This is a genomic window from Heterorhizobium halophytocola (genome assembly GCF_017873095.1).
GTDB lineage: Bacteria > Pseudomonadota > Alphaproteobacteria > Rhizobiales > Rhizobiaceae > Allorhizobium > Allorhizobium halophytocola.
This window is the reverse complement of the sequence record NZ_JAGGJU010000019.1, coordinates 21,130-45,456: the sequence shown is the minus strand read 5'-3', so window position 1 is coordinate 45,456 and position 24,327 is coordinate 21,130. Positions and strand designations below refer to the sequence as shown.

Annotated in this window: 25 protein-coding genes and 1 other RNA gene; 15 read left to right on the top strand and 11 right to left on the bottom strand. The window is 64.3% G+C overall.

The window, feature by feature from the left end; genetic code table 11:
• Nucleotides 1-67 precede the first annotated feature (67 nt).
• The 4 genes from J2Z17_RS24670 to J2Z17_RS24655 all read left to right on the top strand — a co-directional run bounded on the left by J2Z17_RS24670 (nt 68) and on the right by J2Z17_RS24655 (nt 6,851).
• Nucleotides 68-805 (top strand): dienelactone hydrolase family protein, encoded by a 738-nt coding sequence (locus J2Z17_RS24670; RefSeq protein WP_209949418.1) that lies wholly within the window; start codon nt 68-70, stop codon nt 803-805.
• A 92-nt stretch (nt 806-897) separates the two neighbouring features.
• On the top strand, nt 898-1,479 hold the full coding sequence (locus tag J2Z17_RS24665; protein WP_209949416.1) for a class I SAM-dependent methyltransferase: 582 nt from the start codon (nt 898-900) through the stop codon (nt 1,477-1,479).
• 182 nt (nt 1,480-1,661) lie between these two features.
• Nucleotides 1,662-3,089, top strand: a complete 1,428-nt coding sequence (locus J2Z17_RS24660; protein ID WP_209949414.1) for an FAD-binding oxidoreductase — start codon at nt 1,662-1,664, stop codon at nt 3,087-3,089.
• A gap of 60 nt (nt 3,090-3,149) precedes the next feature.
• Nucleotides 3,150-6,851: an AsmA family protein gene (locus J2Z17_RS24655; RefSeq protein ID WP_209949412.1), complete on the top strand. Its 3,702-nt coding sequence runs from the start codon at nt 3,150-3,152 to the stop codon at nt 6,849-6,851.
• Between the two features lie 50 nt (nt 6,852-6,901).
• Here J2Z17_RS24655 and J2Z17_RS24650 read toward each other — a convergent pair whose 3' ends face one another.
• The 5 genes from J2Z17_RS24650 to J2Z17_RS24630 all read right to left on the bottom strand — a co-directional run bounded on the left by J2Z17_RS24650 (nt 6,902) and on the right by J2Z17_RS24630 (nt 11,968).
• On the bottom strand, nt 6,902-7,072 hold the full coding sequence (locus tag J2Z17_RS24650) for a hypothetical protein (RefSeq protein ID WP_209949410.1): 171 nt from the start codon (nt 7,070-7,072) through the stop codon (nt 6,902-6,904).
• 171 nt (nt 7,073-7,243) lie between these two features.
• Nucleotides 7,244-8,662 (bottom strand): TRAP transporter large permease, encoded by a 1,419-nt coding sequence (locus J2Z17_RS24645; RefSeq protein ID WP_209949408.1) that lies wholly within the window; start codon nt 8,660-8,662, stop codon nt 7,244-7,246.
• Nucleotides 8,659-9,261 (bottom strand): TRAP transporter small permease subunit, encoded by a 603-nt coding sequence (locus J2Z17_RS24640; protein WP_209949406.1) that lies wholly within the window; start codon nt 9,259-9,261, stop codon nt 8,659-8,661. The genes J2Z17_RS24645 and J2Z17_RS24640 overlap by 4 nt, the downstream gene beginning before the upstream one ends.
• An 89-nt stretch (nt 9,262-9,350) precedes the next feature.
• Nucleotides 9,351-10,487: a TRAP transporter substrate-binding protein gene (locus J2Z17_RS24635; protein WP_209949404.1), complete on the bottom strand. Its 1,137-nt coding sequence runs from the start codon at nt 10,485-10,487 to the stop codon at nt 9,351-9,353.
• 257 nt (nt 10,488-10,744) lie between these two features.
• Nucleotides 10,745-11,968: an MFS transporter gene (locus J2Z17_RS24630; RefSeq protein WP_209949402.1), complete on the bottom strand. Its 1,224-nt coding sequence runs from the start codon at nt 11,966-11,968 to the stop codon at nt 10,745-10,747.
• A 155-nt stretch (nt 11,969-12,123) separates the two neighbouring features.
• Between J2Z17_RS24630 and J2Z17_RS24625 the strand changes: the two genes are divergently transcribed.
• Nucleotides 12,124-12,465, top strand: a complete 342-nt coding sequence (locus tag J2Z17_RS24625; protein ID WP_209949400.1) for a hypothetical protein — start codon at nt 12,124-12,126, stop codon at nt 12,463-12,465.
• Here the strand turns inward: J2Z17_RS24625 and J2Z17_RS24620 are convergent.
• Entirely contained in the window at nt 12,462-13,835 is a 1,374-nt protein-coding gene (locus J2Z17_RS24620) for an LLM class flavin-dependent oxidoreductase (RefSeq protein WP_209949398.1), read from the bottom strand. The two genes, J2Z17_RS24625 and J2Z17_RS24620, sit on opposite strands and share 4 nt — an antisense overlap.
• Before the next feature lie 144 nt (nt 13,836-13,979).
• On the opposite strand from J2Z17_RS24620, the gene J2Z17_RS24615 reads away from it, so the two are divergent.
• The gene (locus J2Z17_RS24615) at nt 13,980-14,561 is read left to right on the top strand and encodes a helix-turn-helix domain-containing protein (protein WP_245224337.1); all 582 of its coding nucleotides are present in this window, start codon (nt 13,980-13,982) and stop codon (nt 14,559-14,561) included.
• A gap of 135 nt (nt 14,562-14,696) precedes the next feature.
• Nucleotides 14,697-15,101, top strand: a complete 405-nt coding sequence (locus J2Z17_RS24610) for a hypothetical protein (protein WP_209949396.1) — start codon at nt 14,697-14,699, stop codon at nt 15,099-15,101.
• A 17-nt stretch (nt 15,102-15,118) separates the two neighbouring features.
• On the opposite strand, the gene J2Z17_RS24605 is transcribed toward J2Z17_RS24610, so the two are convergent.
• The 4 genes from J2Z17_RS24605 to ssrA all read right to left on the bottom strand — a co-directional run bounded on the left by J2Z17_RS24605 (nt 15,119) and on the right by ssrA (nt 16,732).
• On the bottom strand, nt 15,119-15,352 hold the full coding sequence (locus tag J2Z17_RS24605) for a ribbon-helix-helix domain-containing protein (protein WP_209949394.1): 234 nt from the start codon (nt 15,350-15,352) through the stop codon (nt 15,119-15,121).
• Between the two features lie 93 nt (nt 15,353-15,445).
• Nucleotides 15,446-15,655 (bottom strand): DUF4169 family protein, encoded by a 210-nt coding sequence (locus tag J2Z17_RS24600; RefSeq protein ID WP_209949392.1) that lies wholly within the window; start codon nt 15,653-15,655, stop codon nt 15,446-15,448.
• An 11-nt stretch (nt 15,656-15,666) separates the two neighbouring features.
• A complete protein-coding gene (locus tag J2Z17_RS24595; protein ID WP_209949390.1) occupies nt 15,667-16,176 on the bottom strand; it encodes an SspB family protein in 510 nt (169 codons plus the stop codon).
• A gap of 176 nt (nt 16,177-16,352) precedes the next feature.
• Nucleotides 16,353-16,732, bottom strand: a transfer-messenger RNA (tmRNA) gene (gene ssrA, locus J2Z17_RS24590).
• Between the two features lie 102 nt (nt 16,733-16,834).
• Between ssrA and J2Z17_RS24585 the strand changes: the two genes are divergently transcribed.
• The 8 genes from J2Z17_RS24585 to J2Z17_RS24550 all read left to right on the top strand — a co-directional run bounded on the left by J2Z17_RS24585 (nt 16,835) and on the right by J2Z17_RS24550 (nt 23,621).
• Entirely contained in the window at nt 16,835-17,143 is a 309-nt protein-coding gene (locus tag J2Z17_RS24585; RefSeq protein WP_209949388.1) for a DUF2853 family protein, read from the top strand.
• 92 nt (nt 17,144-17,235) lie between these two features.
• Complete coding sequence (locus J2Z17_RS24580; RefSeq protein ID WP_209949386.1) at nt 17,236-18,030, top strand: thymidylate synthase; 795 nt, start codon at nt 17,236-17,238, stop codon at nt 18,028-18,030.
• A gap of 134 nt (nt 18,031-18,164) precedes the next feature.
• Nucleotides 18,165-18,563, top strand: coding sequence for a DoxX family protein (locus tag J2Z17_RS24575; RefSeq protein ID WP_209949384.1), 399 nt, complete (start codon nt 18,165-18,167; stop codon nt 18,561-18,563).
• 189 nt (nt 18,564-18,752) lie between these two features.
• Complete coding sequence (locus J2Z17_RS24570; RefSeq protein ID WP_209949382.1) at nt 18,753-19,289, top strand: dihydrofolate reductase; 537 nt, start codon at nt 18,753-18,755, stop codon at nt 19,287-19,289.
• Between the two features lie 138 nt (nt 19,290-19,427).
• Nucleotides 19,428-20,537, top strand: coding sequence for an FtsH protease activity modulator HflK (gene hflK, locus J2Z17_RS24565; protein WP_209949380.1), 1,110 nt, complete (start codon nt 19,428-19,430; stop codon nt 20,535-20,537).
• Between the two features lie 2 nt (nt 20,538-20,539).
• Entirely contained in the window at nt 20,540-21,604 is a 1,065-nt protein-coding gene (hflC, locus tag J2Z17_RS24560; protein ID WP_245224336.1) for a protease modulator HflC, read from the top strand.
• A 10-nt stretch (nt 21,605-21,614) separates the two neighbouring features.
• Nucleotides 21,615-21,800, top strand: a complete 186-nt coding sequence (locus J2Z17_RS24555) for a DUF2065 domain-containing protein (protein ID WP_209949454.1) — start codon at nt 21,615-21,617, stop codon at nt 21,798-21,800.
• 138 nt (nt 21,801-21,938) lie between these two features.
• On the top strand, nt 21,939-23,621 hold the full coding sequence (locus J2Z17_RS24550; protein ID WP_377300297.1) for a Do family serine endopeptidase: 1,683 nt from the start codon (nt 21,939-21,941) through the stop codon (nt 23,619-23,621).
• 123 nt (nt 23,622-23,744) lie between these two features.
• Here J2Z17_RS24550 and J2Z17_RS24545 read toward each other — a convergent pair whose 3' ends face one another.
• Complete coding sequence (locus J2Z17_RS24545) at nt 23,745-24,311, bottom strand: GNAT family N-acetyltransferase (RefSeq protein WP_209949378.1); 567 nt, start codon at nt 24,309-24,311, stop codon at nt 23,745-23,747.
• Nucleotides 24,312-24,327 lie beyond the last annotated feature (16 nt).

The following is a 24,327-nucleotide window of genomic DNA, read 5'->3' as shown; positions in this document are numbered from 1 at the left end:
TCGGGCCTGCGTGCCATTTCTGCGCGGGCGTTCTGTCCGCGCCTGGATATACCCACAGGAGATTGCGATGAGCGTTCAGGATCTTTCCCTCACGACGGCCGACGGCGTGTGTCCGGCAAAGCTGTTTGCGCCCGACAGCGCCGGTGGCGCGCCGGGCAAGGGCATCATCCTCTACATGGATATCTTCGGGCCGCGTCAGGCCCTGTCGGACATGGCGGAGCGCTTCGTCGGCGAAGGCTATACCGTGCTGGTGCCGGACCTGTTCTATCGGGCCGGCGCCTATGGCCCCTTCGATCCGCGCACGGCCTTCCAGGATCCGGACAGCAAGGCGAAGATGATGGAGATGAAGTCCGGCACGACCCAGGCGATGACGATGGCCGACACGGCAACCTTCATTGCAGCGCTCGACGAGGCCGGTTGCGGCAGCAAGCTCGGCACCGTCGGTTACTGCATGGGCGGGTCGCGGGCGCTGAACGCGGCGGTCGCCTATCCCGACCGGATCGGCGCGGCTGCAAGCTTTCATGGCGGCGATCTGGCCAGCGAGGCGGAGGACAGCCCGCATCGCGGCGCCGAACAGATCAAGGCCAAGGTCTATGTCGGCACCGCCAATGCCGACAAGTCCTTCCCGCCGGAGCAGGCGGCGCGCTTTGCCAGCACCTTCATCGAGGAGGGCTGCGACTTCACCCTCGAATCCTATCCCGGCATGAACCACGGCTGGTGCGTCAAGGATCACTCCGTCTACGACGAGAAGGGTTCGGAACGCCACTGGTCGCGCGTGCTCGGCCTGTTCGGGGAATATCTCTGAAAACGGCGCGGCGCGCGGCGGACGCCCGGTCCGGAGCCCTGTCCGACGACGGGCGCCGTGCCGCGATCATCGCGCGCCTGTCGCTGGAAATCGTGCCCGGTCTTGCACCCTTGCGGCTCTACCGGGCCACGCCGACGAGCCGCCTGTCCCGTCTCGTCGGCGATGCGGCTCCTTACTGGGCCCATGCATGGGGCGGCGGACTGGCGCTGGCACGACATTTCGTCGAGCATCCGGACTGCGTTGCCGGCCGCAGCCTGATCGATCTCGGCACCGGCGGCGGCCTCGTGGCCCTGATCGCCAAACGGCTGGGCGCAAGCGATGTCCGCGGCGTCGATCTCGATCCCTGGGCCATTACGGCGGCCCGGTTGAATGCAAAGGCCAACGAGCTCGATGTCGGGTTTTCCGTGGCGCATGCGGCGCAGATCAACGTCGACGCGGAGGTGGTGACCGCCGGCGACCTGTTCTACGAGCAAGCACTCGCCGATGAAATCCTGCCGGCGCTGAAGGCCCTGGCCGCAGCCGGGGCCACGGTGCTGATCGGCGATCCGGGCCGGCGCACCCTGCCGGTGGACGCGCTGGAGGCGGTCGCCCACTATCCGGTCGGCGATTTCGCCCATGCACCGGGCGCTGCGCCTGCGACAGGCACGGTTTACCGCCTGCGCGACGGAGCTTGACCAAGCCTTTTCGAATTAACCAGAGCCCGCCAAGCGCACTGGACAAAGCGGCTGCGCTATCCCATACCTCGGCTGGCCTGTTTTCCGGATTTTCGCAGAGAAAGCAGTGCCGGTCGTTCCAAATCCCGTGTCGCGGCGGGCTTTCTCGCTGCGCCATGCTGCTGCTTTAAGAGACTGTCGCAATGTCGATCAAGGATGTCATCTCCCTGCCACGCAACGAGGACGGGATTGCCGCCGTCATCGGCATTCTCAAGCAGCAGTTCGGTGAGCGCTTCCAGACGGGCGAGGCGTTTCGCGCCCAGCATAGCCACACCACCACCTATCTGACGCCGCAGCTGCCGGACGGGGTGGCCTTTGTCGAGACGGCCGACGAGGTCAAGGCGATCGTGAAGGTCTGCGCCGAGCACAAGGTGCCGATGATCGGCTTTGGCGCGGGCACCTCGCTGGAGGCGCATGTGAACGCCCCGGCGGGTGGCATTTCGGTCGATTTTACCCGGATGAACCGGGTGCTCGAGGTCAATGCCGAGGATCTCGACTGCACGGTCGAGCCGGGCATAACGCGCGAGGATCTCAATACCTATCTGCGCGACACCGGCCTTTTCTTCCCCATCGATCCGGGCGCCAATGCCACGATCGGCGGGATGACCTCGACCCGCGCCTCGGGCACCAATGCGGTGCGCTATGGCACGATGAAGGACAATGTGCTGTCGCTCAAGGTGGTGACGGCGAACGGCGAGGAAATCCGCACTGCAAGCCGTGCGCGCAAGAGCTCGGCCGGCTACGATCTGACACGGCTGTTCGTCGGGGCGGAGGGCACGCTCGGGCTGATCACCTCGGTGACGCTGAAGCTGCAGGGCATTCCAGCCGCCATCTCCGGCGGGGTCTGCACCTTTCCGAGCCTGAAGGCGGCCTGCGACACCGTGATCATGACCATCCAGATGGGCATTCCGGTGGCGCGCATCGAGCTTTTGAACGGGCTACAGATGCGGGCGATCAATGCCTATTCCAACCTGTCCTATCCGGAAGAGCCGACGCTATTCCTCGAATTCCATGGCACCGACGAGACGGTGAAGCTGCAGGCGGACCAGTTCCGCGAGATCGCCGCCGAATTCGGCGCGGGCGCGTTCCACTATACCGCCAATACGGAGGAGCGGAACCGGCTGTGGAAGGCCCGCCACAACGCCTACTGGGCCGGCCGGGCGCTGCTGCCGGAGGTCAATGGCGGGCTTTCGACCGATGTCTGTGTGCCGATCTCCAGGCTGGCCGATTGCGTCGCCGAGACCGAGGAAGACATTGCCGAGACCGGCTTCCTGGCGCCGATCGTCGGGCATGCGGGCGACGGCAATTTCCACGTGCTGCTGCTGTTCGACGAGAAGAAGGAGGGCGAGCTTGCGCGGGCCGAAGCCTTCATGGCGCGTCTCAACGCCCGGGCGCTCGCCATGGGCGGGACCTGCACCGGCGAGCACGGCGTGGGGCAGGGCAAGATGAGCTTCGTCGAGGCGGAGCTGGGCGGCGCGCTCGACCTGATGCGGCAGATCAAGACCGGGCTCGATCCGGACAATATCTTCAACCCGGGCAAGATCTTCCGTCTGTCAAAGGTCGGGGATTAACGGCTTGTCCCCGACGCGGGAACAGGTAGTCTGACGCGATATTTTCAAGGAGTGTAGGGATTGCTCGGACGGATCCTCTTGTTTGTCGGTGGGCTTGTTGTCGTAGCGTTGTTCGCTGCGCTGCTGGCGCCGCTGTTTCTCGACTGGACGAATTTCCGCAGCAATTTCGAAATGCAGGCGAGCCGCATCCTCGGCAAGAAGGTGACGGTCAACGGCGAGGTCGAGGCCCGCATCCTGCCGTTTCCCTCGGTGACCCTGCATGACGTGGTGGTCGGGCCGGACGAGAACGGCGAGACGCTGGTGCATATCGCCCGGTTCTCTATGGATGCGGAGCTGGCGCCTTTCCTGTCGGGCGAGGCGCGCATCTTCAGCATGCATATCGACCAGCCGAAGATCCATGTGCGGCTGCTGGAAAACGGTCAGGTCAACTGGTTGCGCGGCAGCCGGCCGTCGATCCCGGCCCGGCAGGTGGTGCTGGAGAATGTCGAGATCTCCAATGGCTCGATCGCGTTCATCGACGACCAGACGGGTCGCACCCGCGAGATCACCGGGCTTGATGCCGATCTTTCGGCCAAGAGCCTTGCCGGGCCATGGTCGGCAAGCGGCCATGCGGTGCTCGACGGCGAGGCCTCGAAGTTCGGCCTGTCCACGCTCGCACCGGATCCGGCGACCGGCGACATTCCGCTGCATGTGCGGCTGTTTCCCGACGACCGGCCTTTCGATGTCGATCTCGATGGCGACCTGAAATCCGAAGAGGGCCGGCCGAGCTATGTCGGCAAGTTTGCCGGCGAGTGGCGCAGCGAGCCGGCGACCGACAAGACGGTGAAGCCGGCAACCGGCCCCAAGGTGCGCGGCGAATTCGAGCTGACCAATGACCGGGTGCGCATCCCCACCTATCAGCTGGATCTCGGCGATGCCGACAATCCTTATGCCGTCACCGGCGAGGCGACGCTCGACACCGGAGCCAAGCCGGAATTCCTGCTGACCGCCGACGGCCAGCAGATCGACGTCAACCGGATCGGCAATGGCGGCCAGCAGGGCAAGACCGGCCGAAATGGTGGCTCGTCCGCGCGGGAGCGGCTGATGCAGCTTCTGAGCCGTGCAGCGGAAATTCCGATCCCGACCGTTCCCGGCCATGCGACCCTGCGCCTGCCGGCGATCGTGGCCGGCGATACCGTGGTGCGCAACCTGCAACTGGATGTCCGGCCCGACGGCTCCGGCTGGCAGATCGACAAGGCGGTCGCGGTCCTGCCCGGCCGCACCCAGCTGGAGGCAAGCGGCAAGCTGGCGCTCGGCGCGCGCCCATCCTTCCAGGGCAATCTGCTCGTCGCCTCGCGCCAGCCGTCCGGCCTTTCGACCTGGCTTGCCGGAAACGTCGATCCGGCGATCCGGCAGCTCGCCTCGCTCGGCTTTTCGGCCAGGGTCGACCTGCGGCCGGAACTGCAGCGCCTCGACGATCTGGAGCTTGCGATCGGCGATGCGGACCTGAAGGGCCGGATGGAGCGGCAATCGCCGGCGACGGGCCAGCCCAATTTGTCCTTCGACCTGACCGGCAATGCCCTTGATCTCGATGCCCTGCAGGCGGTCTATTCGCTGGTCGCCGGCGAAAACAATGCCGACAGCTTCTTTGCCCACCAGATCGCGGCGCGGCTGAAGGTCGGCAATTTCAAGGCGCTGGGGATAGAGGCGCATGATGTCGACACCGTCTTCAGTCTGGGCGGCGACGGGCTGAACATCGACCGGCTGCAGGTCGGCGATCTCGCCGGCGCGCGGATTTCCGGCAATGGCCAGGTGACGGGCTCGCTGTTCGATTATCGCGGCCGCGGCGATCTCAGCCTGCATGCGGCGGATCCGTCCGCATTCTTCGCCATGCTGAAGGACCACCTGCCGGCGCATCCGGCGCTGACGCGGCTGGCGGAAAACGCCAGCTGGTTCGTCCATGCCGATCTCGATGCGGGGCTCAATTTCGAGGGCGGCAAGGCGGGCAGCCTGACGGTCAATCTGGGCGGTACGGTCAATGGCAGCCGGGTGACGGGACGCTACCGCGCCGACGATCTGCTGGCGCTGACCTCCGATACGCTTTCCAATCTCGACCTGACGCTGCAGAACCCCGACAGCACGGTGCTGCTGGGGCAGCTGGGGCTGCGGCCTTTGCCGCTGCCCGGCGACGGGTCGGGCCGGCTGACGCTCAAGGCGAATGCGGCGGGCAGCGACATCACCGACGGCTCGCTGGATTTCTATACCGATGGCGGCACGCGCTTCGACGTCAAGGGTGCCGTGTCGCTGGCTTCAGACAGTTTCCTGGCCGGCACCGGGGACGTGACGCTCGAAAGCCCCGATCTCGATCCCTATCTGGTGATGAACGGCATCGCCTTGCCGCCGAGCCTCGACGGCTTGCCGGTCAAGGGTCATGCGAAGCTGGCCTTGAAGGACAATGCGCTCAGCATCGACGACCTGCTGGTGACGGCCGACGGCAATTCCGTGTCGGGCAAGCTCGGTGTGGCGCTGGGCGGATTGCTGCCGACGGTGACCGGCAGCCTGAAGGCGAGCGATGTCGATCTGGAATGGCTGGTGCGCAACGCCTTCGGGACCCTGCGCGATCCGAAGAGCGGCACGTTCTCCAAGGCGGCGTTCGGCCAGCCGAGCTTTGCCGGAACGGCCGTGACGGTGCAGTTTACCTCCGACCGGTTTACCCCCGGCCTGCTGGGCGCCATCGGCAATGCCAGCGGAACGCTGACGGCCAAGGACGGGAGCCTGGCGATCGAGGATCTGTCCGGTGACTGGCTGGGCGGCAAGATGAAGGGCAGGGTGAGCCTCACCAATGTCCAGTCCAACGGCTTCCTGCAGTCGAAGATCGACCTGACGAATGGCGCGCTTGCCGATGCACTGCCCCTGCGCGACGGCCGGCCGCCGGCAAGCGGCCGGTTCGACCTGACCCTGATCGGCGAGAGTTCCGGCACCTCGGTCAACGACCTGATCTATGGCATCAACGGGTCCGGCAAGCTCAGCTTCAAGGATCTGGCGGTCAACCGCTTCAATCTCGGCCTGTTGCCCAAGCTGTTGCAGCAGACCGATGCGCGGGGCGGTACCATCAGTGCCGAGACCGTCGAGCCGGATGTCGAGCGGATGCTGGCCAGCGGCGATACCTGGCTTGGCAACGTCACCGTGCCGTTCAACCTGACCGATGGTGTCTTTCGCATGCAGGACGTGGCGGCCAAGACCAAGGGCGCCGGGATCCGGGCCGACGGGCAGCTTGCGTTGCGCGGCGCAAAGCTCGATGCGGCCGTCGATGTCTCGCTCGACCCCGGCGATGATGCGCTGCAGGGGGCCGATCCGAGCTTCCGGCTGTCGCTTGCCGGGCCGGTGACGGATCCGAAACCGACGCTCGACGTGTCCAGCCTGTCCAACTACCTGTCGCTGCGCGCCTATGAACGCGAGCGTCGGCGGGTGGAAACGCTGCAGTCGAACCTGCTCGAAAAGCAGCGGTTGCGGCGCGAGGTGGCGCTCTACAAGTTCAACGATGCGGCAAGAGCCAAGGCCGCCGAGATGCAGAAGGCGCAGGACGAGGAAGAAAAGCGCCTGCGCGCCATCGCTGAACAGCGCAATCAGCAGATGCGCGATGCGGAAAAGGCGCGTCAGATCGACATAGCGCCGCTGCTAGACCTGGAGCGGCCGAGCGGCATGCGCCGGTTCCAGAACCGGCCGAATGGCAGCGCCACGCCGCCTGCGCTGCAGTTCGACGGCCTGCCGGGACTGAACTGAGGGGTTTCGGCGGTGCCGATCGCATTCCGCATCGGCCCGTCCGCAAGGCCTCAGTGGTGATCGTTGCGGCCGTGATAGATCAGCAGGTCGTAAGCCGCCGCCGCCAGCGTGGCGACGAAGAAGATGCCGAGATCGACCCGCGGCACCCGCCAGAACAGCAGGCCCAGAAAGACCGCCAGGACGAGAAAGGCGAGCAGCGCCAGCACACGGTTCATGCTCATGGCTGACACCGCCCCCTGTCGGTGGATGTCCTTCGAACCTGGCCGCGGCTTCGGGAAAAAGACAGGCGCAGATAAGCGACGTTGGAGCGACGAAGCGGTTCTGCCAGCTCGCGACATGCACCGGCCCACCGGTAGGACGGGCCGGCCCGCTGCTGCAAACGGGGTAACGGTTCAGCGGCCATAGACGAGCTCCGGTATGGTGAAGACGGTCTCGGGGAAGAGATAGATGATCGCCATCGAGACGAAGACCATCAGCACGAAGGGCAGGACGCCGGCGAAGATCTGCGTCAGACGCACCTCCGGCGGGGCGATGCCCTTCAGGTAATAGGCCGACATCGCCATTGGCGGGGTGAGGAACGAGGTCTGCAGGTTCAGCGCGACCAGGACGCCGAAGAACAGCGGATCGATGCCGAACATCTTCAATAGCGGCAGAAAGATCGGCACGAAGATGATGATGATTTCGGACCATTCGAGCGGCCAGCCGAGCAGGAAGATGATCAGCTGGGCGAGCAGCAGGAACTGGATCGGCGAGATGTCGAGGCTCTGGACGAATTCGGCGATTACCTGTTCGCCGCCGAGATAGGAAAACACCGAGGAGAAGGTGTAGGAGCCGACGAACAGCCAGCAGACCATCGCGGTGGTGCGGATCGTCAGGTAGACGCTCTGGCGCAACCGCTCCCAGGTGAGCGCCCGGTAGGCGACGGCGAGGACAAGCCCGCCGAGCGCGCCGATGGAGGCTGCCTCCGACGGGGTGGCGAGGCCGAACAGGATCGAGCCGAGCACGGCGAGAATCAGGAAGGCGAGCGGGAAGAAGGAGGTTGCCAGCATGCGCAGCAGCGTCAGCGCCGGCAGGTCGGGCACTTCTTCCTTGGTCGGACGCGGCGCGATGCTCGGCTGCAGCATCGAGCGGCCGACGACATAGACGATATAGAGGCCGACCAGGATGAAGCCCGGGATCAGGGCCGCCGAATAGAGCCGGACGATGGAGACGCCGGAGGCCGCCGCATAGACGATCAGCATGATCGAGGGCGGGATCAGGATGCCGAGCGTGCCGCCGGCGCAGATGATGCCTGCCGCAAAGGAGTGGTCGTAGCGGGCCTTCAGCATGGCCGGCAAGGCGAGCAGGCCCATCAGCGTGACGACGGCACCGACAATGCCGGTCGCCGTGGCAAACAGTGCGCAGGTGATGAGGGCGGCAACGCCCATGGAGCCGGGGATGCGCTTGGCCGCGATGTTGAGCGTGGAAAACAGCCGCTCGACGATATTGGCGCGCTCGACGATATAGCCCATGAACAGGAACAGCGGGATCGCCGTCAGCACGTCGTTCGACATCACCGCATAGGTCTGGTTGATGAACAGGCTGAAGATGCGGTTGTTGAAGAAGCCGTCGATCCACAGCGTCATGCTGTCCCACCAGGAGGCGGTGTCGTCGAGCCGGCCATAGGCGCGCCACATCCGCGAGGGGTCGTAATAGGCGTAGTAGCCGAAACCGATGCCCATCGCCATCAGGGTGAAGGCGATCGGAAATCCGAGGAAGACGATCAGGATGAAACCGCCGAGCATGAGGAGCGCGATCTGCGGATCGGTCATGGACGGTGCTCCCCGGTGGAGACAGGTGTCTGCCCCTGCACCTGGTGCTGGCGCATCAGCAGCGTCTCGGTCTCCTCGACGTCATCCTCGGCGGTCAGCCAGCTGCCACTGCGCAGGCAGAGGAGGCAGCGACAGACCTGGGCGAGGCCCTGGACGAACAGCAGCAGGCCGGCTGCGACGATCACCGTCTTGAACTGGAAGATCGGAATGCCGGCCGGGCTGTTGGCGCTGACTTCCAGATAGCTCCACGAGCGGATGGCATATTTCCAGCCGGTGAAGACCAGCGCCGTGACGCCGGGGAAGAAGAAGATCAGGTAGAGCACCAGGTCGACGGCGGCCTGCACGCGGGCCGGCCAGAGCCTGTAGAGGAAGTCGCCACGCACATGGCCGTCGCGCGACAGGGTGTAGGCGCCGCCCATCATGAACAGCGTGCCATACATGATGAAGGACAGGTCGAGGGCCCAGGGTGTCGGGCTGCCGAGCACATAACGGACGAAGACTTCGTAGCTGGTGCCGAGCGTCATCAGCAGGATGAGCCAGGCGAAACTCTTGCCGAACCAGGCCGACAGGCTGTCGGCAAAACGGATGAATGCCATCATGGACGCGGGGGTTCCTCGAAGAAGCAGAAGGAAGCGGCGACGGGCAGGGATGCCCGCCGCCGGCCGTCATGTGCTGCTGCCGGTTCGGCTCAGAGCTTCACCTTGCCGGGGAAATAATGCTCGTAGGCGAGCGCGTAGTCCGGGGCCGCCATCAGCTCGTAATAGGTGACGCGTTCGACCCATTGCCGCTGGCTGTCGAGGACGCGCTTCATGAACTCGTCCTTTTCCAGTTCGGGGATCAGGTCGTCCCAGGCCTTGATCTCGGCGTCGAGGATATTCTTCGAGGTGCGGTGAATGTTGACCCCGTGCTCGTCCTTCAGCTTGATCAGGTCGGCCGAATAGTTGTCCATGGCCATCGCCGTGTTGGAGGTCGATGCGGCCTCGACGGCATAGCGCACGATTGCCTGCAGGTCGGGATCGAGATCCTCGTAGAAATCCCTGTTGAACAGGAATTCGAAGCATTCCGACGCCTGATGGTAGGACGACAGGTAATAGTGCTTGGCGACATCCTGGGCGCCGAAGCGCAGGTCCGACGAGGGGTTGTTGAACTCGAAGGCGTCGATGACGCTGCGCTCCATCGCCGGCACGATTTCGCCGCCCGGCAATTGGGCGACCGACATACCCATCTGCTGCATCAGGTCGGCGGCAAGGCCGACGGTGCGGTATTTCATCCCCTTGACGTCGTCGACGGTGGCGACTTCCTTCTTGAACCAGCCGAAAGGCTGGGCAAACATCGGAAAGCCGAGCATGCCGACCACGTTGAGGCCGAGAATATCCTGGGTGAGCTCGCGGTAGAATTCCTGTCCGCCGCCGGCATAGTACCAGGAGAGCATGGTCGTCGCCGATCCGCCGAACACCGGGCCGGTGCCGAACAGCGAGGCGCCCTTGTGCTTGCCGTACCAGTAGGCGCAGACGGAATGGGCGGCATCGATGACGCCGTCATGGCAGCCGTCGAGCACCTGGAAGGCGGCGACCACGGCGCCGGCCGGCAGCAGGTCGACCTTCAGCCGTCCCCCCGACATGACCTCGACCCGCTCGGTATACTGGCGGGCAAAATCCATCCAGATGTCCGAGGCCGGCCACGAGGTCTGCATCTTCATCGTCACGGGTGCCTGGGCGAGCACCGCCGGGGCGGCAAGCGCCCCGGCTGCCACAGCGCCCCCCGACGCTGCGCCCAATTTCAGAAATGAACGGCGGCTCGCCGCCTTCTTGTCAGAAACGGTCATGATTGTCCTCCCGGTTCGGGCGAGCTCTTGCTCTTCTCCCGTGTCCAAGTATTGGAACAATCAAATAGAAAATCAATTGGTTTGTGGTTCAACCATTTAATATTGCAATGCATCAAAGAAAACGGGCTTTTGTGTATCGACAATTCTTAAATCGATTAATGTATACTTTGGTCGCAAAGCGATTTACCCGCCGTTTGAACCCCGAAGACCGGATGCCGGCTGCGGGTTCTGCCGCGATTTCAAACGGATGACGCGGCTTAGCGGCGGCCCTCGGCAAGCCGAGCCGCCTGGGGCCGGCGGCGCAGCGCCAGCATGGAAAAGGCGCCGATCGCGGGACCGGGGACGAGGAATAAAAAGCACCATTGCCAGCTGCCGAGTGCATCTGCGAGCACCGGCATCAGGCTAATCGCGCCGACGGTGAGGGCAAAGCCGATGGCCATCTGCAGCGAAAGCGCGGTCCCGACATAGCGCGCATCGGAGATCTCGGTGACGGCCGCGGAGAACTGCGCCGAATCGCCGATCACCGCGATGCCCCAGAGAAAGACCAGCGGCAGAAGCAGGAACAGGGGGCCGGAAAACAGGAAGCCGACCGCGGCTGCGCAAAAGCCCGAGACGATCATCATCGCTGCCGTCGTCAGGGTGCGCCCGAACCGGTCGGACAAGATGCCGCCGAGAATGCAGCCGACAGCGCCGATGGCGATGGCGGCAAAGGTCAGGGCGGAGGTCGCCGACGGCGACAGGCCGGCCAGCGCCGGGGCGCGGCGGAGATAGACGAGGAGCCAGGCCCACAGCGCATAGAGCTCCCACATATGGCCGAAATAGCCGAGATTGACGAGGAACAGGTCACGGTCCTTCAGCACCTTGCCGATATCGCCGAAATGGAAGACGGCCCGGGAAAACGGGTAGGGGCCTTCGCGCACGAACAGCGCAAACAGCAGGGAAGCCGTCAGCGCGGCGAGGGCGGCGGCAGCCATGACGGCGGTCCAGTCGAGGCTTTCGGCAAGGCTTCTGACCAGATGCGGCATGGAAGAGCCGAGGGTCAGTGCCGCGATCACCGCGCCGAGCGCCAGGCCCCGGCCGCGCTTGAACCAGGTGGCGGTAAGCTTCATCGCCGGCGGGTAGACGCCGGCAAGGGCGAGACCCGTGAGAATGCGGCTGGCAATGCCGATCGCCGGCGAGGGGAAGACGAGCAGCAGCAGGTTGGCAAAGGCGGCGACGAGGGCGGAAATCGCCATCAGGCGGCTGAGGCGGACGATATCCGGAAGGTTGACGAGGCTGGCCGCAAGCGCGCCGGTGACGAAGCCGATCTGCACGCTGTTGGTCAGCCAGGCGGTCATCGCCGGCGACAGCTCCCAGGCGCGCGCCAGTTCCGGCGCCACGGCGGTTGCGGCAAACCACGACGCCATCGACAGGATGACGGCAAGGCAGATGACGGCAAGGGCGGCCGTCGCCCCGCGATTGTCGACGATGTCTGCTGTCATTCTGAGGCTTCCTCCCGCTTGTCCGCCTGTCCGCTTGTCCTCACGGTCCGGCGTCACTGCCACCGGAGTGCCTTTTTCGTGTCAGACTTTGGCCCTTTTCACCGCTTAAACGCCATGTTCGGCGGACGTGATCTAGACTTGGTGTATTTCATACAATGAGTGAACATGTCCCGGTATTTCTCGCCGGCGAAGCCGTGGCCAAGGCCCGCAAGACGGCTGAGCGGCTCTGTCTCGGCAAGTCGCAGCAGCAGATCCTCCAAGCGCTCGAAGACGGTCCCTACAAGGACATCATGGTTCTCGACCCGAATGCGGACGGACCGCGGCTAAGGGCCGTCCGGACTGCGGGGGGCGAGCGGGACTGCGGAGCGGCCCTGCTGCACATCTTCATCACCCACCGCCCGCAACGCCGATGGTCGCTCTGGCCGCCGCGCGTCTCGTTCTTCCTGCGCATGACCAACGGGATCTGCCGCTCGGTGATCTCGGTCAGCGAGGCTTAACCGATCGCTTCGGCCCTGGCGCGGAAGGTGTCGGCGATGTGGCGCGCGGGAAGACGCGGCGTGCCGAACAGTTTCTGCCGCAGCGGACCCTCGTCATAGGCCGTCTTGTAGAGACCGCGCTCCTGCAGCCGCGGAATGACGAGCTCGATGATGTCGTCGAAGCATTCCGGCACCACGGTGCGCGACAGGTTGAAGCCGTCGACCCCGGTCGTCTCGCACCAGTCGACCAGGGTATCGACCACCGTGTCGACGCCGGCCACGAGTGGCGGCTGGCGACTGCCGAGCACCATCTGCTCGATCAGCTTGCGCTTCGTCCATTGCGGGCCGGCGGCGCGATCCATGGCCTTGATGTTGGAGGTAATTGCCTGGCTCTTGCCGGTCTCCACCGGCTCGTCGAGGTCGAACCTGGCAAGATCGATGCCCATGGAGGCGGCGGCATGGACCAGCGCCGCCTCGGTGCTGACATAGCGCCGGTAGTCTTCGAATTTGTCCCGCGCCTCCTGATCGGTGCGGCCGGTGACGATGGTCTGGCCGAGAAACACCTTGATATCGTCCATGTGTCGGCCCTTCGCCATGGCGCGGTCGCGGATGTCGGTGACGATCTCGCGCACGCCGTCCTTCTTCTGGCCGTTGACGAAGACGCATTCGGCGTGGGTGGCGGCAAATGCGCGGCCGCGTGGCGAGGAGCCGGCCTGATAGAGCACCGGCGTGCGCTGCGGCGAGGGGGCGGACAGATGGACCGTGTCGAGATTGTATTGGCGGCCCTGGTGGCGGATGCGGTGGACCTTGGCGGGATCGGCGTAGAGATGGTTGTCGCGGTCGAAGACGACGGCATCGTCCTCCCAGGAGCCTTCCAGCAGCTTGTAGAGCACTTCCATATATTCGTCCGCCAGATCGTAGCGGTCGTCATGGGCCGTCTGGCCCGCAAGCCCGATGGCGCGCGCGGCGCTGTCGAGATAGCCGGTGACGATGTTCCAGCCGATGCGCCCGCCGGTCAGGTGGTCGAGGGTCGCCATCCGCCGGGCAAACAGGAAGGGCTGCTCGTAGGTGAGGTTGGCGGTGACGCCGAAGCCCAGATGCTGCGTCACGGCTGCCATGGCCGGCACGATCATCATCGGATCGTTGACCGGCACCTGCACCGCGCCGCGCACGGCCGGCGCATAGGATCCACCCAGCACGTCGTAGATGCCGATGACGTCCGCGAGGAAGATCCCGTCGAACAGGCCCGCCTCCAGCCGCCTGGCATAGTCCGTCCAGTAGGCGATCTGCTGGAATTCATGGCTCCGGTCGCGCGGGTGTGCCCAGAGGCCCTGCTGGATATGGCCGACGCAATTCATGTCAAAGGCATTGAAGCGGATCTTGCGGGTCACGGGTGGTCCTCCTGGGAATGGCCTGGATGCGTCGGGGCCGGACAAGCCGGGCTTTTCAAAGGCGAGTGTTTCTTATAGTCTGTCGATCGTCCACTATAGAAGACGATGCGTGACGCTTTGGCAAGAGAAGGAATTATCGACCGCATGACCGATCAACTGGAAATGCAGGAGGACCGGACCGGCCGGGCCATCGCCGAGCGGGTGCGGATTGAACGGGAGGCGCGTGGCTGGTCGCTTGCCGATCTGTCCACCCGATCAGGCGTATCGAAGGCGATGATCTCCAAGGTCGAGCGCTGCGAGGCAAGTCCGACGGCAACCGTGCTCGGCCGTCTGTCCGGCGCCTTCGGCCTGCCGCTGTCGGCGCTGCTGGCACTGGCGGAGGGCGGGCAAGGGGGGCGCCTGTCGCGGGCGGCCGACCAGGCGGTCTGGAGCGATCCGGAGACCGGCTATACGCGGCGCGCCGTCTCGCCCGCCAATGACGGGCGGCTGGAGCTGATCGAGGTGACGCTGCCGCCCGGCGTCTGGGTGCCCTATCCGGCGGCGGCCTTTGCGTTTCAGAACCAGCAGATCTGGGTGCGGACTGGGCAGCTGGACTTCTGCGAGGGCAAGACGCGCTGGGAGCTGGAGGCGGGAGACTGCCTGCAGCTCGGACCGCCGGCAGACTGCGTCTTCTTCAATGCCGGCAAGGTCCCGGTGACCTATGTGGTGACGCTCAGCCGGCGGTAATGCCCGGATCCGGCAGCGCTTGCCGGCTGTCTCCCGAGCCGGCGCCGTCATAGGCAATCCAAGATTGACATTGGCCGCGGTGCGGACCCAAGACTGGCCGACATGCGGCAGACACGACGTGATCGGAGCGATGGCATGACAGATTGGAACGTGATTCGCGGCATGATGGCCGCCGCGATCGATGCCTGCGAGCGGGTGGAGGCGACCGGGGTCCAGGAGGGTGATCGAGAGGCGGTCGTCAGGCTGCTCGGCCAGGACGTGAGCGTCTTCGACCTCCTCACCAGCGCATGGACCTATCCGGAAAATATTCGCTACGCCATCATAAGAGAGCGGCATGACCGGGGGGACAACCTCGCCCATGTGCCCGAATTCGCCCGCATCCTTGTTGCCATGGCCCAGGCCGCGGCGGAAACCATAGGGTCCTCAGAGGGGCATGCGCCAGCCGGCGCTCAGATAGACGCGATGATCGCATGGTACGGCGACCATGCCGTGCCCGGAATCGAAAAGGCCATCGACCTCAGGCGCAGCAGATCCTCCTGAAATAGTAATCTCGGTCGTCAGGACGCCTGCCCGGCATCGGCCGCCGCCGCCTTGAGGGTCGTCAGCACATGCAGGCGAAGGGCAGAGGAGAGGTTGGTCTCGGGCGGCCTCAGGTCGTCGATCTCGGCGATCAGCGCGGCAAGCGAGACGTCGCGCCCCTCGGCAATCGCTTTCAGCTCGCTCCAGAAGGCTTCCTCCAGCGACAGGCTGGTGCGGTGGCCATGCAGGGAAACCGAATGCTTGCGGATCATTGCGCTCTCGAAGGACTGGCGAAGGCTGGGATCACCAAGGGCCACTGTACGCGGGCTGGTTGACCGGGGCATCGGCATCCGGCCCGTGCAAGATCACTCGGTGCTATCGGTGCTCTGCGCGTCGTTGCGCTCGATCCGGCCCTGGTCGAGCGACTGCGCCGCCTTGTCGTTCAGGCGGCGGGTCAGGTCCTTCTCGGCCTTGGTGCGGCCATGGGTGATGCGATTCTGTTCGGCATGGCGTTCCTTGTCTGTCCGGGCTTTCGCCTTGCGGAACTGACGCAGATTGACGACATCGCCGCTCATCACCGACTCCGTTACTGTTTCTTGCGGAAGGCGTCGAGGGAGACCACCGAGCCTTCCTTCTTTTCGGCCGGTTCGGCGGGTGCCTCGCCATCGGCTTCGACGGGCTCTGCATGGGGCAGCGGATAGGCGGTCACTTCGCCGCCTTCCTCTTCTTCCTCGGCGAGCGGCACATCGAATTCCAGCTCGAAATTGACCGACGGGTCATAGAAACCGCGGATGGCATTGAACGGAATGACCAGTTTTTCCGGGGTGTCGGAGAAGGAAAGGCCGATCTCGAACAGGTTCTCGGTGACCTTCAGGTCCCAGAACTGGTGCTGGATGACGATCGTCATCTGCTCGGCATATTTCGACTTCAGGTGCTGGGACACGCGCACGCCCGGTGCGCCGGTCAGGAAGGTGATGAAGAAGTGATGATCGCCGGGCAACCGACCGGTGGCCGCAACTTCGGTCAGAACCTTGCGGATGACACCGCGCAGCGCGTCCTGAGCCAGAATGTCGTAGCGAATATGGTCCTGCGCCATGTGTCGTCTTTCCTTCTTGTGCCGCCTTGGCCTTCTCGTGCCGCCCTGGCACCGATCAGCCGAGCCGGCCGTCTTGCCGCTTGAAAGCGGCTATATGGCATGAACCAGTTCAACGGAAAAGCCCGCGGTTCAGTTCGACCATACTATCACGATTTTTTTGAAAGAAAGAGGCGTTAGGTGGAGGCTTCTGTTGCCAGGTGCCTCCGGACCCCGCCTTACGGTGCTACCCGCAAGGACTTAAGTCGGGTTTCTGGAACCGCCATTAGGCAGCTACAGCGTAACCCTGAGCGTTGTTGTCGTTTGCAACTACTCTGTTTGACCCGATAACGGTGGTATCATGCCGAGCAAAAGTTCGATCTTTACGCCCTTGTCGATCCTATTTCGCCCCCATCAAAAGCCGGTCAGGCCGAGCCGGTCGTCGAAGACCGGTTTTTGGTGGAGGCGCCGGGTACCGCCCCCGGGTCCAATAGGTTTATTACATCGGCCGTTTATTGCCATAGCCGGAGCAAGCCCCGGCACGGCTGATATAGGCATTTCGCACGCGAATGAAAAGGGGGGTGTCGCCAAGTCGCGCAACTTCCCGCTTGACGGTGCGCAGTGTGCATTCCATTGTTCTAACGCAGAAACTTCGAATTTTAGCGACCCGAGGGAGGCAGCCATGACGGACTATCTTGAGGATGTGAAGAAGTATGACGCATCCGCCGACGAGGCGGTGGTCAAGAAAATCGTCAGCTATCTCGGCATTGCGCTTCGAAACCGCGATTCCTCCCTCGTCTCGGCCTCGGACAAAACCGAGCTCGACCGGGTGGTCGAAAGATGGTGCGGCAAGAAGCTCGGCGTCACCGGCGCGCCGGCCGAAAAGGCCGTGGCCAATGTCTGCGAGATGATGAAGGGCGACCGTTCGAAGTCCCGGGTGACGTTCTACTATCTCGTCGCCAAGGATCTCGGAAAGCTCGGCGATCTCTGAGGATAATCGACCGGGATATCGGTCGACCGCTTGGTTCCCGCCACAGTCGGCACTAGGGTAGCAGCCCGGACACGACTCAAGCGCAGGGACCCATGCGGCAATATCTCGATCTCCTCCACCATGTGATGGAACACGGCACCGATCGCGGCGACCGGACGGGCACCGGCACGCGCTCGGTGTTCGGTTACCAGATGCGATTCGACCTGTCGGAGGGGTTTCCGGTCACGACGACGAAGAAGCTGCATCTGCGCTCGATCATCCACGAATTGCTGTGGTTTCTGAAGGGCGAGACCAATATCGGCTATCTGCGCGACAACGGCGTATCGATCTGGGACGAATGGGCCGACGAGAACGGCGACCTGGGTCCGGTCTACGGCTCGCAGTGGCGCTCGTGGCCGACGCCGGATGGGGGGCATATCGACCAGATCGCCAATCTGATCGAAAGCATCAGGACCAACCCGAATTCGCGCCGGCATATCGTCTCGGCCTGGAACCCGGCCGAAGTCGACGAGATGGCGCTGCCGCCCTGCCATTGCCTGTTCCAGTTCTATGTCGCCGACGGCCGGCTATCCTGCCAGCTCTACCAGCGATCGGCGGACATCTTTCTCGGCGTGCCGTTCAATATCGCCTCCTATGCGCTGCTGACCATGATGGTGGCGCAGGTGACGGGTCTGAAGCCCGGCGATTTCATCCACACGCTCGGCGATGCGCATCTCTACGCCAACCATTTCGAGCAGGCGCGGCTGCAGCTGTCGCGGACCCCGAAGCGGTTGCCGACCATGCGGCTTAGGCCTGAGGTCAATGACATCTTTTCCTTTACATTCGAAGACTTTACACTGCAAAACTACGACGCCGATTCCAGTATCAAGGCGCCGATCGCCGTCTGAGGACGGGCGGAAACACAGTGTTCACCGTATAACGCCGTCCCTCACGCGGAGTTTATCCTGAGGAACGGTGACAGGATTTTGCCGGCATGGCAGGGAGCGGTATCGCAATCCCTGCAATGAAAGCAATTACATCCATGGACCTTTCCGCCCGCCTGTCTGCCTTCGCTCCTTCGGTGCTCAGCCTCACCCGTGCCGTCAGCGGCTTGCTGTTCCTCGAGCACGGCACCCAGAAGCTGCTGCACTTTCCCGCCTCCGAGATGAACCCGCCGCTGATGTCGATCTTCGGCGCGGCCGGCATCATCGAGCTGGTGTGCGGCGTGCTGCTGACAATCGGCCTGTTCACCCGCCCGGCAGCCTTCCTGGCCTCGGGCATGTGCGCCTTTGCCTATTTCATGGTGCATGCGCCGAAGACCTTCTTCCCGGCGCTGAACGGCGGTGACGCGGCGATCCTGTTCTGCTTCCTGTTCCTCTATCTCGTGTTTGCCGGCGGCGGACGCTACAGCGTCGATGCCATGATGCGCGGCAAGGCCTGATCGATCCGGCACTCGGCCAACGCAGCGTCGTGCCGGGTGCCGCAATCCCAGGTGAAAGCCGGGGAAAAGAAGAACTGACAGAGACGGATGCTGGCGCCTGTTCAACCGATGGCCTATGCCGGGGGAAGGGCATGCCGGCAGCGCTTTCCGTCCGGGGCCCCGATCGCGAGAGGATGCGGGAAGAGGGACATGGCGGAGCAGTCGGGCAAACCAGAGATATCCATGGTGGTGGCCGTGGCCCGCAACGGCGTGATCGGGCGCGACAACGACATGCCCTGGCGGCTGTCGACGGACCTCAAGCGTTTCAAGGCGCTGACGCTCGGCAAGCCGCTGGTGATGGGGCGCAGAACCTTTCAGTCCTTCGGATCGAGGCCCTTGCCCGGTCGCCCGCACATCGTGGTGACCCGCGATGCCGCCTATGCGCCCGAGGGCGTCGAGACGGCGCCCGGCCTCGAGGCGGCGCTGGAGCGTGCAGCCGAGATCGCGGCTGCCACCGGCGTCGATGAAATCTGTGTGATCGGTGGCGGACAGATCTATGCGCAGGCCATGCCGTTCGCCGATGTCCTGCACGTGACCCATGTCGATGCCGAGATCGAGGGCGATACGGTGTTTCCGCCGGTGGACCCCGATATGTTCGAGCCTGTCGAGCAACTTGCCGTGCCGGCCGGCGAGAAGGACAATTACCCGACGAAATACGTGGTATACCGACGAAAATCAGCGCTTTAAGCCTTTTCCAGCACCCGGGGGGCAAGAACTTTGCTCCGTTGCGTTGAAAGCACTCTGAGCTATACCTATAACGGGTTACGGCCCATGGTCCGGGGCAGAGTTCCGGGTCGGGGGAGGCTACTTAACAATGAGGTTTGAATGCCCTGGAGCAATCAGAATGGCGGCGGCGGCCCTTGGGGCGGCGGCGGCGGCGGTGGTAACAACCAAGGACCCTGGGGACAGGGACCGAACCGCCCGCGCGGCGGTGGCGGCGGCAATCAGCCGCCCGATCTGGAGGACATCATCCGCCGTGGCCAGGATCGCCTGAAGAATATCGTGCCCGGCGGCTTCAATGGCGGCGCGGTGCTGCTGGTCTTCGTCATTCTGGTGATCTTCTGGCTGATCAACGCCGTCTATACCGTCCAGCCGGACGAGCGCGGCGTCGAGCTGCGCTTCGGCAAGCCCAAGCAGGAAATCTCCATGCCGGGCCTGCATTTTCACATCTGGCCGTTCGAGACCGTGGAAATCGTCAAGGTCACCGAGCAGCAGCTGAATATCGGCTCGCGCGCCGGTTCGACCTCCGGGTCCGGCCTGATGCTGTCGGGTGACCAGAACATCGTCAATGTCCAGTTCTCGGTGCTCTACACGATCAACCAGCCGGCGGATTATCTGTTCAAGCTGGAGACCCCGCCGCAGACGCTGCAGCAGGTGGCCGAAAGCGCCATGCGCGAAGTCGTCGGACGCCGTCCGGCGCAGGACATCTTCCGCGATGCGCGTCAGGGGATCGCCAACGACGTCAAGGGCATCATCCAGGGGACCATGGACAGCTACGGCGCCGGGATCTCGATCAATGCGGTCGCCATCGAAGACGCGGCACCGCCGCGCGAAGTGGCCGACGCGTTCGACGAAGTCCAGCGTGCCGAGCAGGATGAGGACCGTTTCGTCGAGGAAGCCAACAAATACGCCAACCAGAAGCTCGGTGGCGCACGCGGCCAGGCAGCCCAGATCCGCGAAGAAGCGGCCGCATACAAGGACCGTGTCGTCAAGGAGGCCGATGGTGGTGCCAAGCGCTTCATCTCGATCTACGACCAGTATAAGAACGCGCCCGAGGTCACTCGCGAGCGCATGTATCTCGAAACGATGGAGCGCGTGCTGAAGAACTCCAACAAGGTCATCCTCGACGAGAAGTCGGGCGCGTTGCCCTATCTGCCGCTCAACGAGATCACCAAGCAGCAGGCCGACAAGGCCAAGCCGACGGGAGGCAACTGATCATGAGCAACCGTCTCCCGTTTTTCCTCATCGGTCTCGCCATCCTGTTGATGGTCGCCTATTCCTCGGTCTTCGTGGTCAACGAGCGCCAGCAGGCGATCGTCGTGCGCTTCGGTCAGATCCAGGCGGTGCGCAACGAGCCCGGCCTGTATTTCAAGCTGCCGTTCGCCTTCCTCGACGCGGACCGTGTGCAATATGTGCCGGACCAGTCGCTGCGCTTCGACCTCAACGACATCCGTGTCCAGGTCTCCGGCGGCAAGTTCTATGAGGTCGACGCTTTCGTCGTCTACAAGATCGCCGATGCGCGCCGTTTCCGCCAGACCGTCTCGGGCGACCGTGACGCGGCCGAATCGCGGCTTCGCACCCGTCTCGACGCGTCGCTTCGCCGGGTTTACGGCCTGCGCGGCTTCGAATCCGCCCTGTCGGACGCCCGTGCGTCGATGATGCAGGAAGTGCGCGACGATCTCAGGCCCGATGCCGATACGCTCGGCATCCGGATCGAGGATGTGCGCATCCGCCGGACGGACCTGACGCAGGAGGTCTCGCAGCAGACCTTCGAACGGATGAAGGCCGAACGCCTGGCCGAGGCCGAACTGATCCGCGCCCGGGGTAACGAGGAAGGCCAGCGCCGCCGCGCCATCGCCGACCGTCAGGTCGTCGAGATCCAGGCGGAGGCCCGCCGGGATGCCGACATCCTGCGCGGTGAGGGCGATGCACAGCGCAACAAGATCTTCGCCGACGCCTATAGCCGCGATCCGGGCTTCTTCCAGTTCTACCGCTCGATGTCTGCCTATGACGACGCGCTGGGAACGAGTGGCAGCAGCAGCACCATGGTGCTGTCGCCGAGCACGTCGCAGTTCTTCCGCTATTTCGACGGCGGACCGGACAGCGATCGCCTGATGGACTCGGCCGACAAGGGCGCCGAGGGCAATAGCGGCGGGGCGTCCGACATGACGATCCCGCAGGCGACCCCTTCGACCTCGACACCGGCCACCACCGAACCGTCGGCGACGACGGCTCCGGCGGCATCCGGGGCTCCGGCCACGCCGGCGCCGGCGTCGAACTGACGGCATGGCGATGACCGGCTTTCTGACGGGCATCGCCTTTTTCCTGATTATCGAGGGGCTGGTCTATGCACTGGCCCCTCGACTGCTTCAGGACCTGGCCCGGATTCTGCCCCTGCTGCCCGAGCACCAGCTGCGGCTGGCGGGGCTGATGGCGGTGACCGCCGGCGTCGGGCTGGTCTATCTGTTGCGCGGATGAGTCCGCGACGCTTGCGGCCTGCGTGCTTGAGGCGGGGATGAAACCAACCTACAAAGGTCCAATTCTTCGTCGATAGTTTTGGTGCCCGTTCCGGGACGAACGCGCCGCGAGCTTAAAGACCAATCCGGGGGAAACCTGATGCGCTTGACGACCAGCCGGTTCAACATGCCATTGCCGATGATCACCGCTGTTTCGATCGCGCTTGCACCGATCGGCAGCACCGCGGCCCATGCCCAGGCGCCGGTCGTCAGCCCGCAACCGGGCCATGCCGCGACCGGACCGGCACCGGTGGCCGATCTTGCCGAAAAGCTGCTCGATGCCGTGGTCAACATTTCCACCTCGCAGAACGTCAAGAGCGGCAACGACGAGGGCCCCGGTCCCTTGCCGCAGATCGAGGAGGGTTCGCCCTTCCAGGACCTGTTCGAGGACTTCTTCAAGAACGGCGAGCGCGGCGAGCAGAACCGGCGGGTCAATTCGCTCGGCTCCGGCTTCGTCATCGATCCCAGCGGCTATATCGTCACCAACAATCACGTGATCGAGGACGCCGACGATATCGAGGCGGTCTTCGCCGACGGCACCAAGCTCAAGGCCCGGCTGATCGGCACCGATACCAAGACCGACCTTTCGGTGCTGAAGGTGGAGCCGAAAAATCCGCTGCCCGCCGTCAAGCTCGGCGATTCGCGCAAGATGCGGATCGGCGACTGGGTGATGGCGATCGGCAATCCCTTCGGTCTCGGCGGCACCGTGACGCTCGGGATCATCTCGGCCAGGGGCCGCAATATCAATGCCGGTCCCTATGACAATTTCATCCAGACGGATGCGGCGATCAACAAGGGCAATTCCGGCGGTCCGCTGTTCAACATGGACGGTGACGTGATCGGTATCAATACCGCGATCATCTCGCCGAGCGGCGGCTCGATCGGTATCGGCTTTTCCGTGCCGACCGAACTGGCCTCGACCGTCATCGACCAGCTGATCGAATATGGCGAGACGCGGCGCGGCTGGCTCGGTGTGCGCATCCAGCCGGTGGACGAGGACATCGCCAAGGATGTCGGGCTCGACAAGCCCCGCGGCGCGCTGGTGAGCGGCGTGATCAAGGGCGGTCCGGTGGAGAACGGCCCGATCGTCGTCGGCGACGTGATCCTCACCTTCGACGGCAAAGCGGTGACGGATGCGCATGATCTCGTGCGCGTCGTTGCCGAAAGCCCGATCGAGAGGGCGGTGGACGTCGTCGTGTTGCGCGACAAGAAGGAGCAGACCGTCAAGGTCAAGCTCGGGCGGCTCGAAGAGAGCGCCAAGGCTTCGGAAGCCGTGGACAAGGCGGACGACGAGGACGCAGGCCCCGAGCCGTCAATGCCGGACGAACCGCAGACCGACGAACCGCAGATGGAGGAGCCGCAGACCGACGGGCCCGACGGTACCGCACCGGACGGCGCCGTGCCCGACCAGCCGATGCCGGAGCCGGCTCCCGGCGACAGCGACCAGCAACAGTCGCCCGGCGAGACGGACCCGGGCTCCAATCTCGCCGCAACGCTCGGCCTGTCGATCGCCGCGCTCGACGACTCGCAGCGCGAAATCTATGGCATTTCCGAAAGCGTCGAGGGCGTGGTGATCACCGATGTGGCCCAGGGCTCGACGGCGGCCGAGCGGGGATTGGCGCCCGGCGACGTGATCGTCGAGGTGTCGCAGGACTTCATGCAGTCGCCGGACGCGGTCGACCGCGCACTTGCCAAGCTGAAGGATGACGGCCGGCGCAGCGCCCATATGATGGTGGCAAAGCCCGAGGGCGACCTGCGCTTCGTGGCACTTCCGCTGGAATAGGGGCGGGGCTCGGATCGGGGCAGGGCTCAGCCCCGCCTATCTCCGGCGATCGCGTTTCGGGTGCCGGCCCCGGCGCCGCAGGGCTCCTGGCGCATCTTCCGGCGCTGTGGCGCTCGTCTTCCGTCAGGTTGTGGCGCTGTTGCGCCAGTCTTCGGCCGAGAGCCGGTAGAGCACATGCTCCTGCAGATGTGGATGGGTATCGGGAACCCGCGGATGGTTGAAGGTGACGCCGCCTGCATGGCGCATGCCGATCCGCTCCATCACCGCGCGCGAGCGGGTATTGCCGGTGACGGCGAAGGAGACGATTTCCGGCAGGTTGCGGTCTTCGAAGCCGTGCCGCAGGCATTCGCGTGCGCCCTCCGTCACATAGCCATGGCCCCAGAAGCGGGTCGCCAGCCGCCAGCCGACCTCGATCGCCTGAGGCGGCAGGAAGGGCTCGATATTGGCGATGCTCAGGCCGCAAAAGCCCATGGCCTCACCGGTGTCCTTCAGCTCCAGTGCGTAGAACCCGAAGCCCGTCTCGCGCATCAGTTCGTTGACCTTGTCCATCATCACATCCGCTTCCGCATGCGAGCGACGGAAGGCGAAGAATTCCATGACTTTCGGATCGCGGTTGATCTCGCGAAACAGGTCACGGTCCTCCGCACGCCATTCGCGCAGGATGAGTCGGGGTGTCTCTAGCGTCAGCATGATATCTTCAACCTGA

Excerpts from the sequence above, each read along its gene's own strand:
- J2Z17_RS24670 (WP_209949418.1), top strand. The coding sequence starts at position 68 with ATGAGCGTTCAGGATCTTTCCCTCACGACGGCCGACGGCGTGTGTCCG.
- hflK (WP_209949380.1), top strand. The coding sequence starts at position 19,428 with ATGCCCTGGAGCAATCAGAATGGCGGCGGCGGCCCTTGGGGCGGCGGC.
- J2Z17_RS24575 (WP_209949384.1), top strand. The coding sequence starts at position 18,165 with ATGGACCTTTCCGCCCGCCTGTCTGCCTTCGCTCCTTCGGTGCTCAGC.
- J2Z17_RS24585 (WP_209949388.1), top strand. The coding sequence starts at position 16,835 with ATGACGGACTATCTTGAGGATGTGAAGAAGTATGACGCATCCGCCGAC.
- J2Z17_RS24550 (WP_377300297.1), top strand. The coding sequence starts at position 21,939 with ATGCGCTTGACGACCAGCCGGTTCAACATGCCATTGCCGATGATCACC.
- J2Z17_RS24615 (WP_245224337.1), top strand. The coding sequence starts at position 13,980 with ATGACCGATCAACTGGAAATGCAGGAGGACCGGACCGGCCGGGCCATC.
- J2Z17_RS24580 (WP_209949386.1), top strand. The coding sequence starts at position 17,236 with ATGCGGCAATATCTCGATCTCCTCCACCATGTGATGGAACACGGCACC.
- J2Z17_RS24650 (WP_209949410.1), bottom strand. The coding sequence starts at position 7,072 with ATGAGCATGAACCGTGTGCTGGCGCTGCTCGCCTTTCTCGTCCTGGCG.
- J2Z17_RS24640 (WP_209949406.1), bottom strand. The coding sequence starts at position 9,261 with ATGATGGCATTCATCCGTTTTGCCGACAGCCTGTCGGCCTGGTTCGGC.
- J2Z17_RS24595 (WP_209949390.1), bottom strand. The coding sequence starts at position 16,176 with ATGGCGCAGGACCATATTCGCTACGACATTCTGGCTCAGGACGCGCTG.
- J2Z17_RS24660 (WP_209949414.1), top strand. The coding sequence starts at position 1,662 with ATGTCGATCAAGGATGTCATCTCCCTGCCACGCAACGAGGACGGGATT.
- J2Z17_RS24635 (WP_209949404.1), bottom strand. The coding sequence starts at position 10,487 with ATGACCGTTTCTGACAAGAAGGCGGCGAGCCGCCGTTCATTTCTGAAA.
- J2Z17_RS24645 (WP_209949408.1), bottom strand. The coding sequence starts at position 8,662 with ATGACCGATCCGCAGATCGCGCTCCTCATGCTCGGCGGTTTCATCCTG.
- J2Z17_RS24605 (WP_209949394.1), bottom strand. The coding sequence starts at position 15,352 with ATGATCCGCAAGCATTCGGTTTCCCTGCATGGCCACCGCACCAGCCTG.
- J2Z17_RS24570 (WP_209949382.1), top strand. The coding sequence starts at position 18,753 with ATGGCGGAGCAGTCGGGCAAACCAGAGATATCCATGGTGGTGGCCGTG.
- J2Z17_RS24600 (WP_209949392.1), bottom strand. The coding sequence starts at position 15,655 with ATGAGCGGCGATGTCGTCAATCTGCGTCAGTTCCGCAAGGCGAAAGCC.
- J2Z17_RS24545 (WP_209949378.1), bottom strand. The coding sequence starts at position 24,311 with ATGCTGACGCTAGAGACACCCCGACTCATCCTGCGCGAATGGCGTGCG.
- J2Z17_RS24630 (WP_209949402.1), bottom strand. The coding sequence starts at position 11,968 with ATGACAGCAGACATCGTCGACAATCGCGGGGCGACGGCCGCCCTTGCC.
- J2Z17_RS24610 (WP_209949396.1), top strand. The coding sequence starts at position 14,697 with ATGACAGATTGGAACGTGATTCGCGGCATGATGGCCGCCGCGATCGAT.
- J2Z17_RS24625 (WP_209949400.1), top strand. The coding sequence starts at position 12,124 with ATGAGTGAACATGTCCCGGTATTTCTCGCCGGCGAAGCCGTGGCCAAG.
- hflC (WP_245224336.1), top strand. The coding sequence starts at position 20,540 with ATGAGCAACCGTCTCCCGTTTTTCCTCATCGGTCTCGCCATCCTGTTG.
- J2Z17_RS24555 (WP_209949454.1), top strand. The coding sequence starts at position 21,615 with ATGACCGGCTTTCTGACGGGCATCGCCTTTTTCCTGATTATCGAGGGG.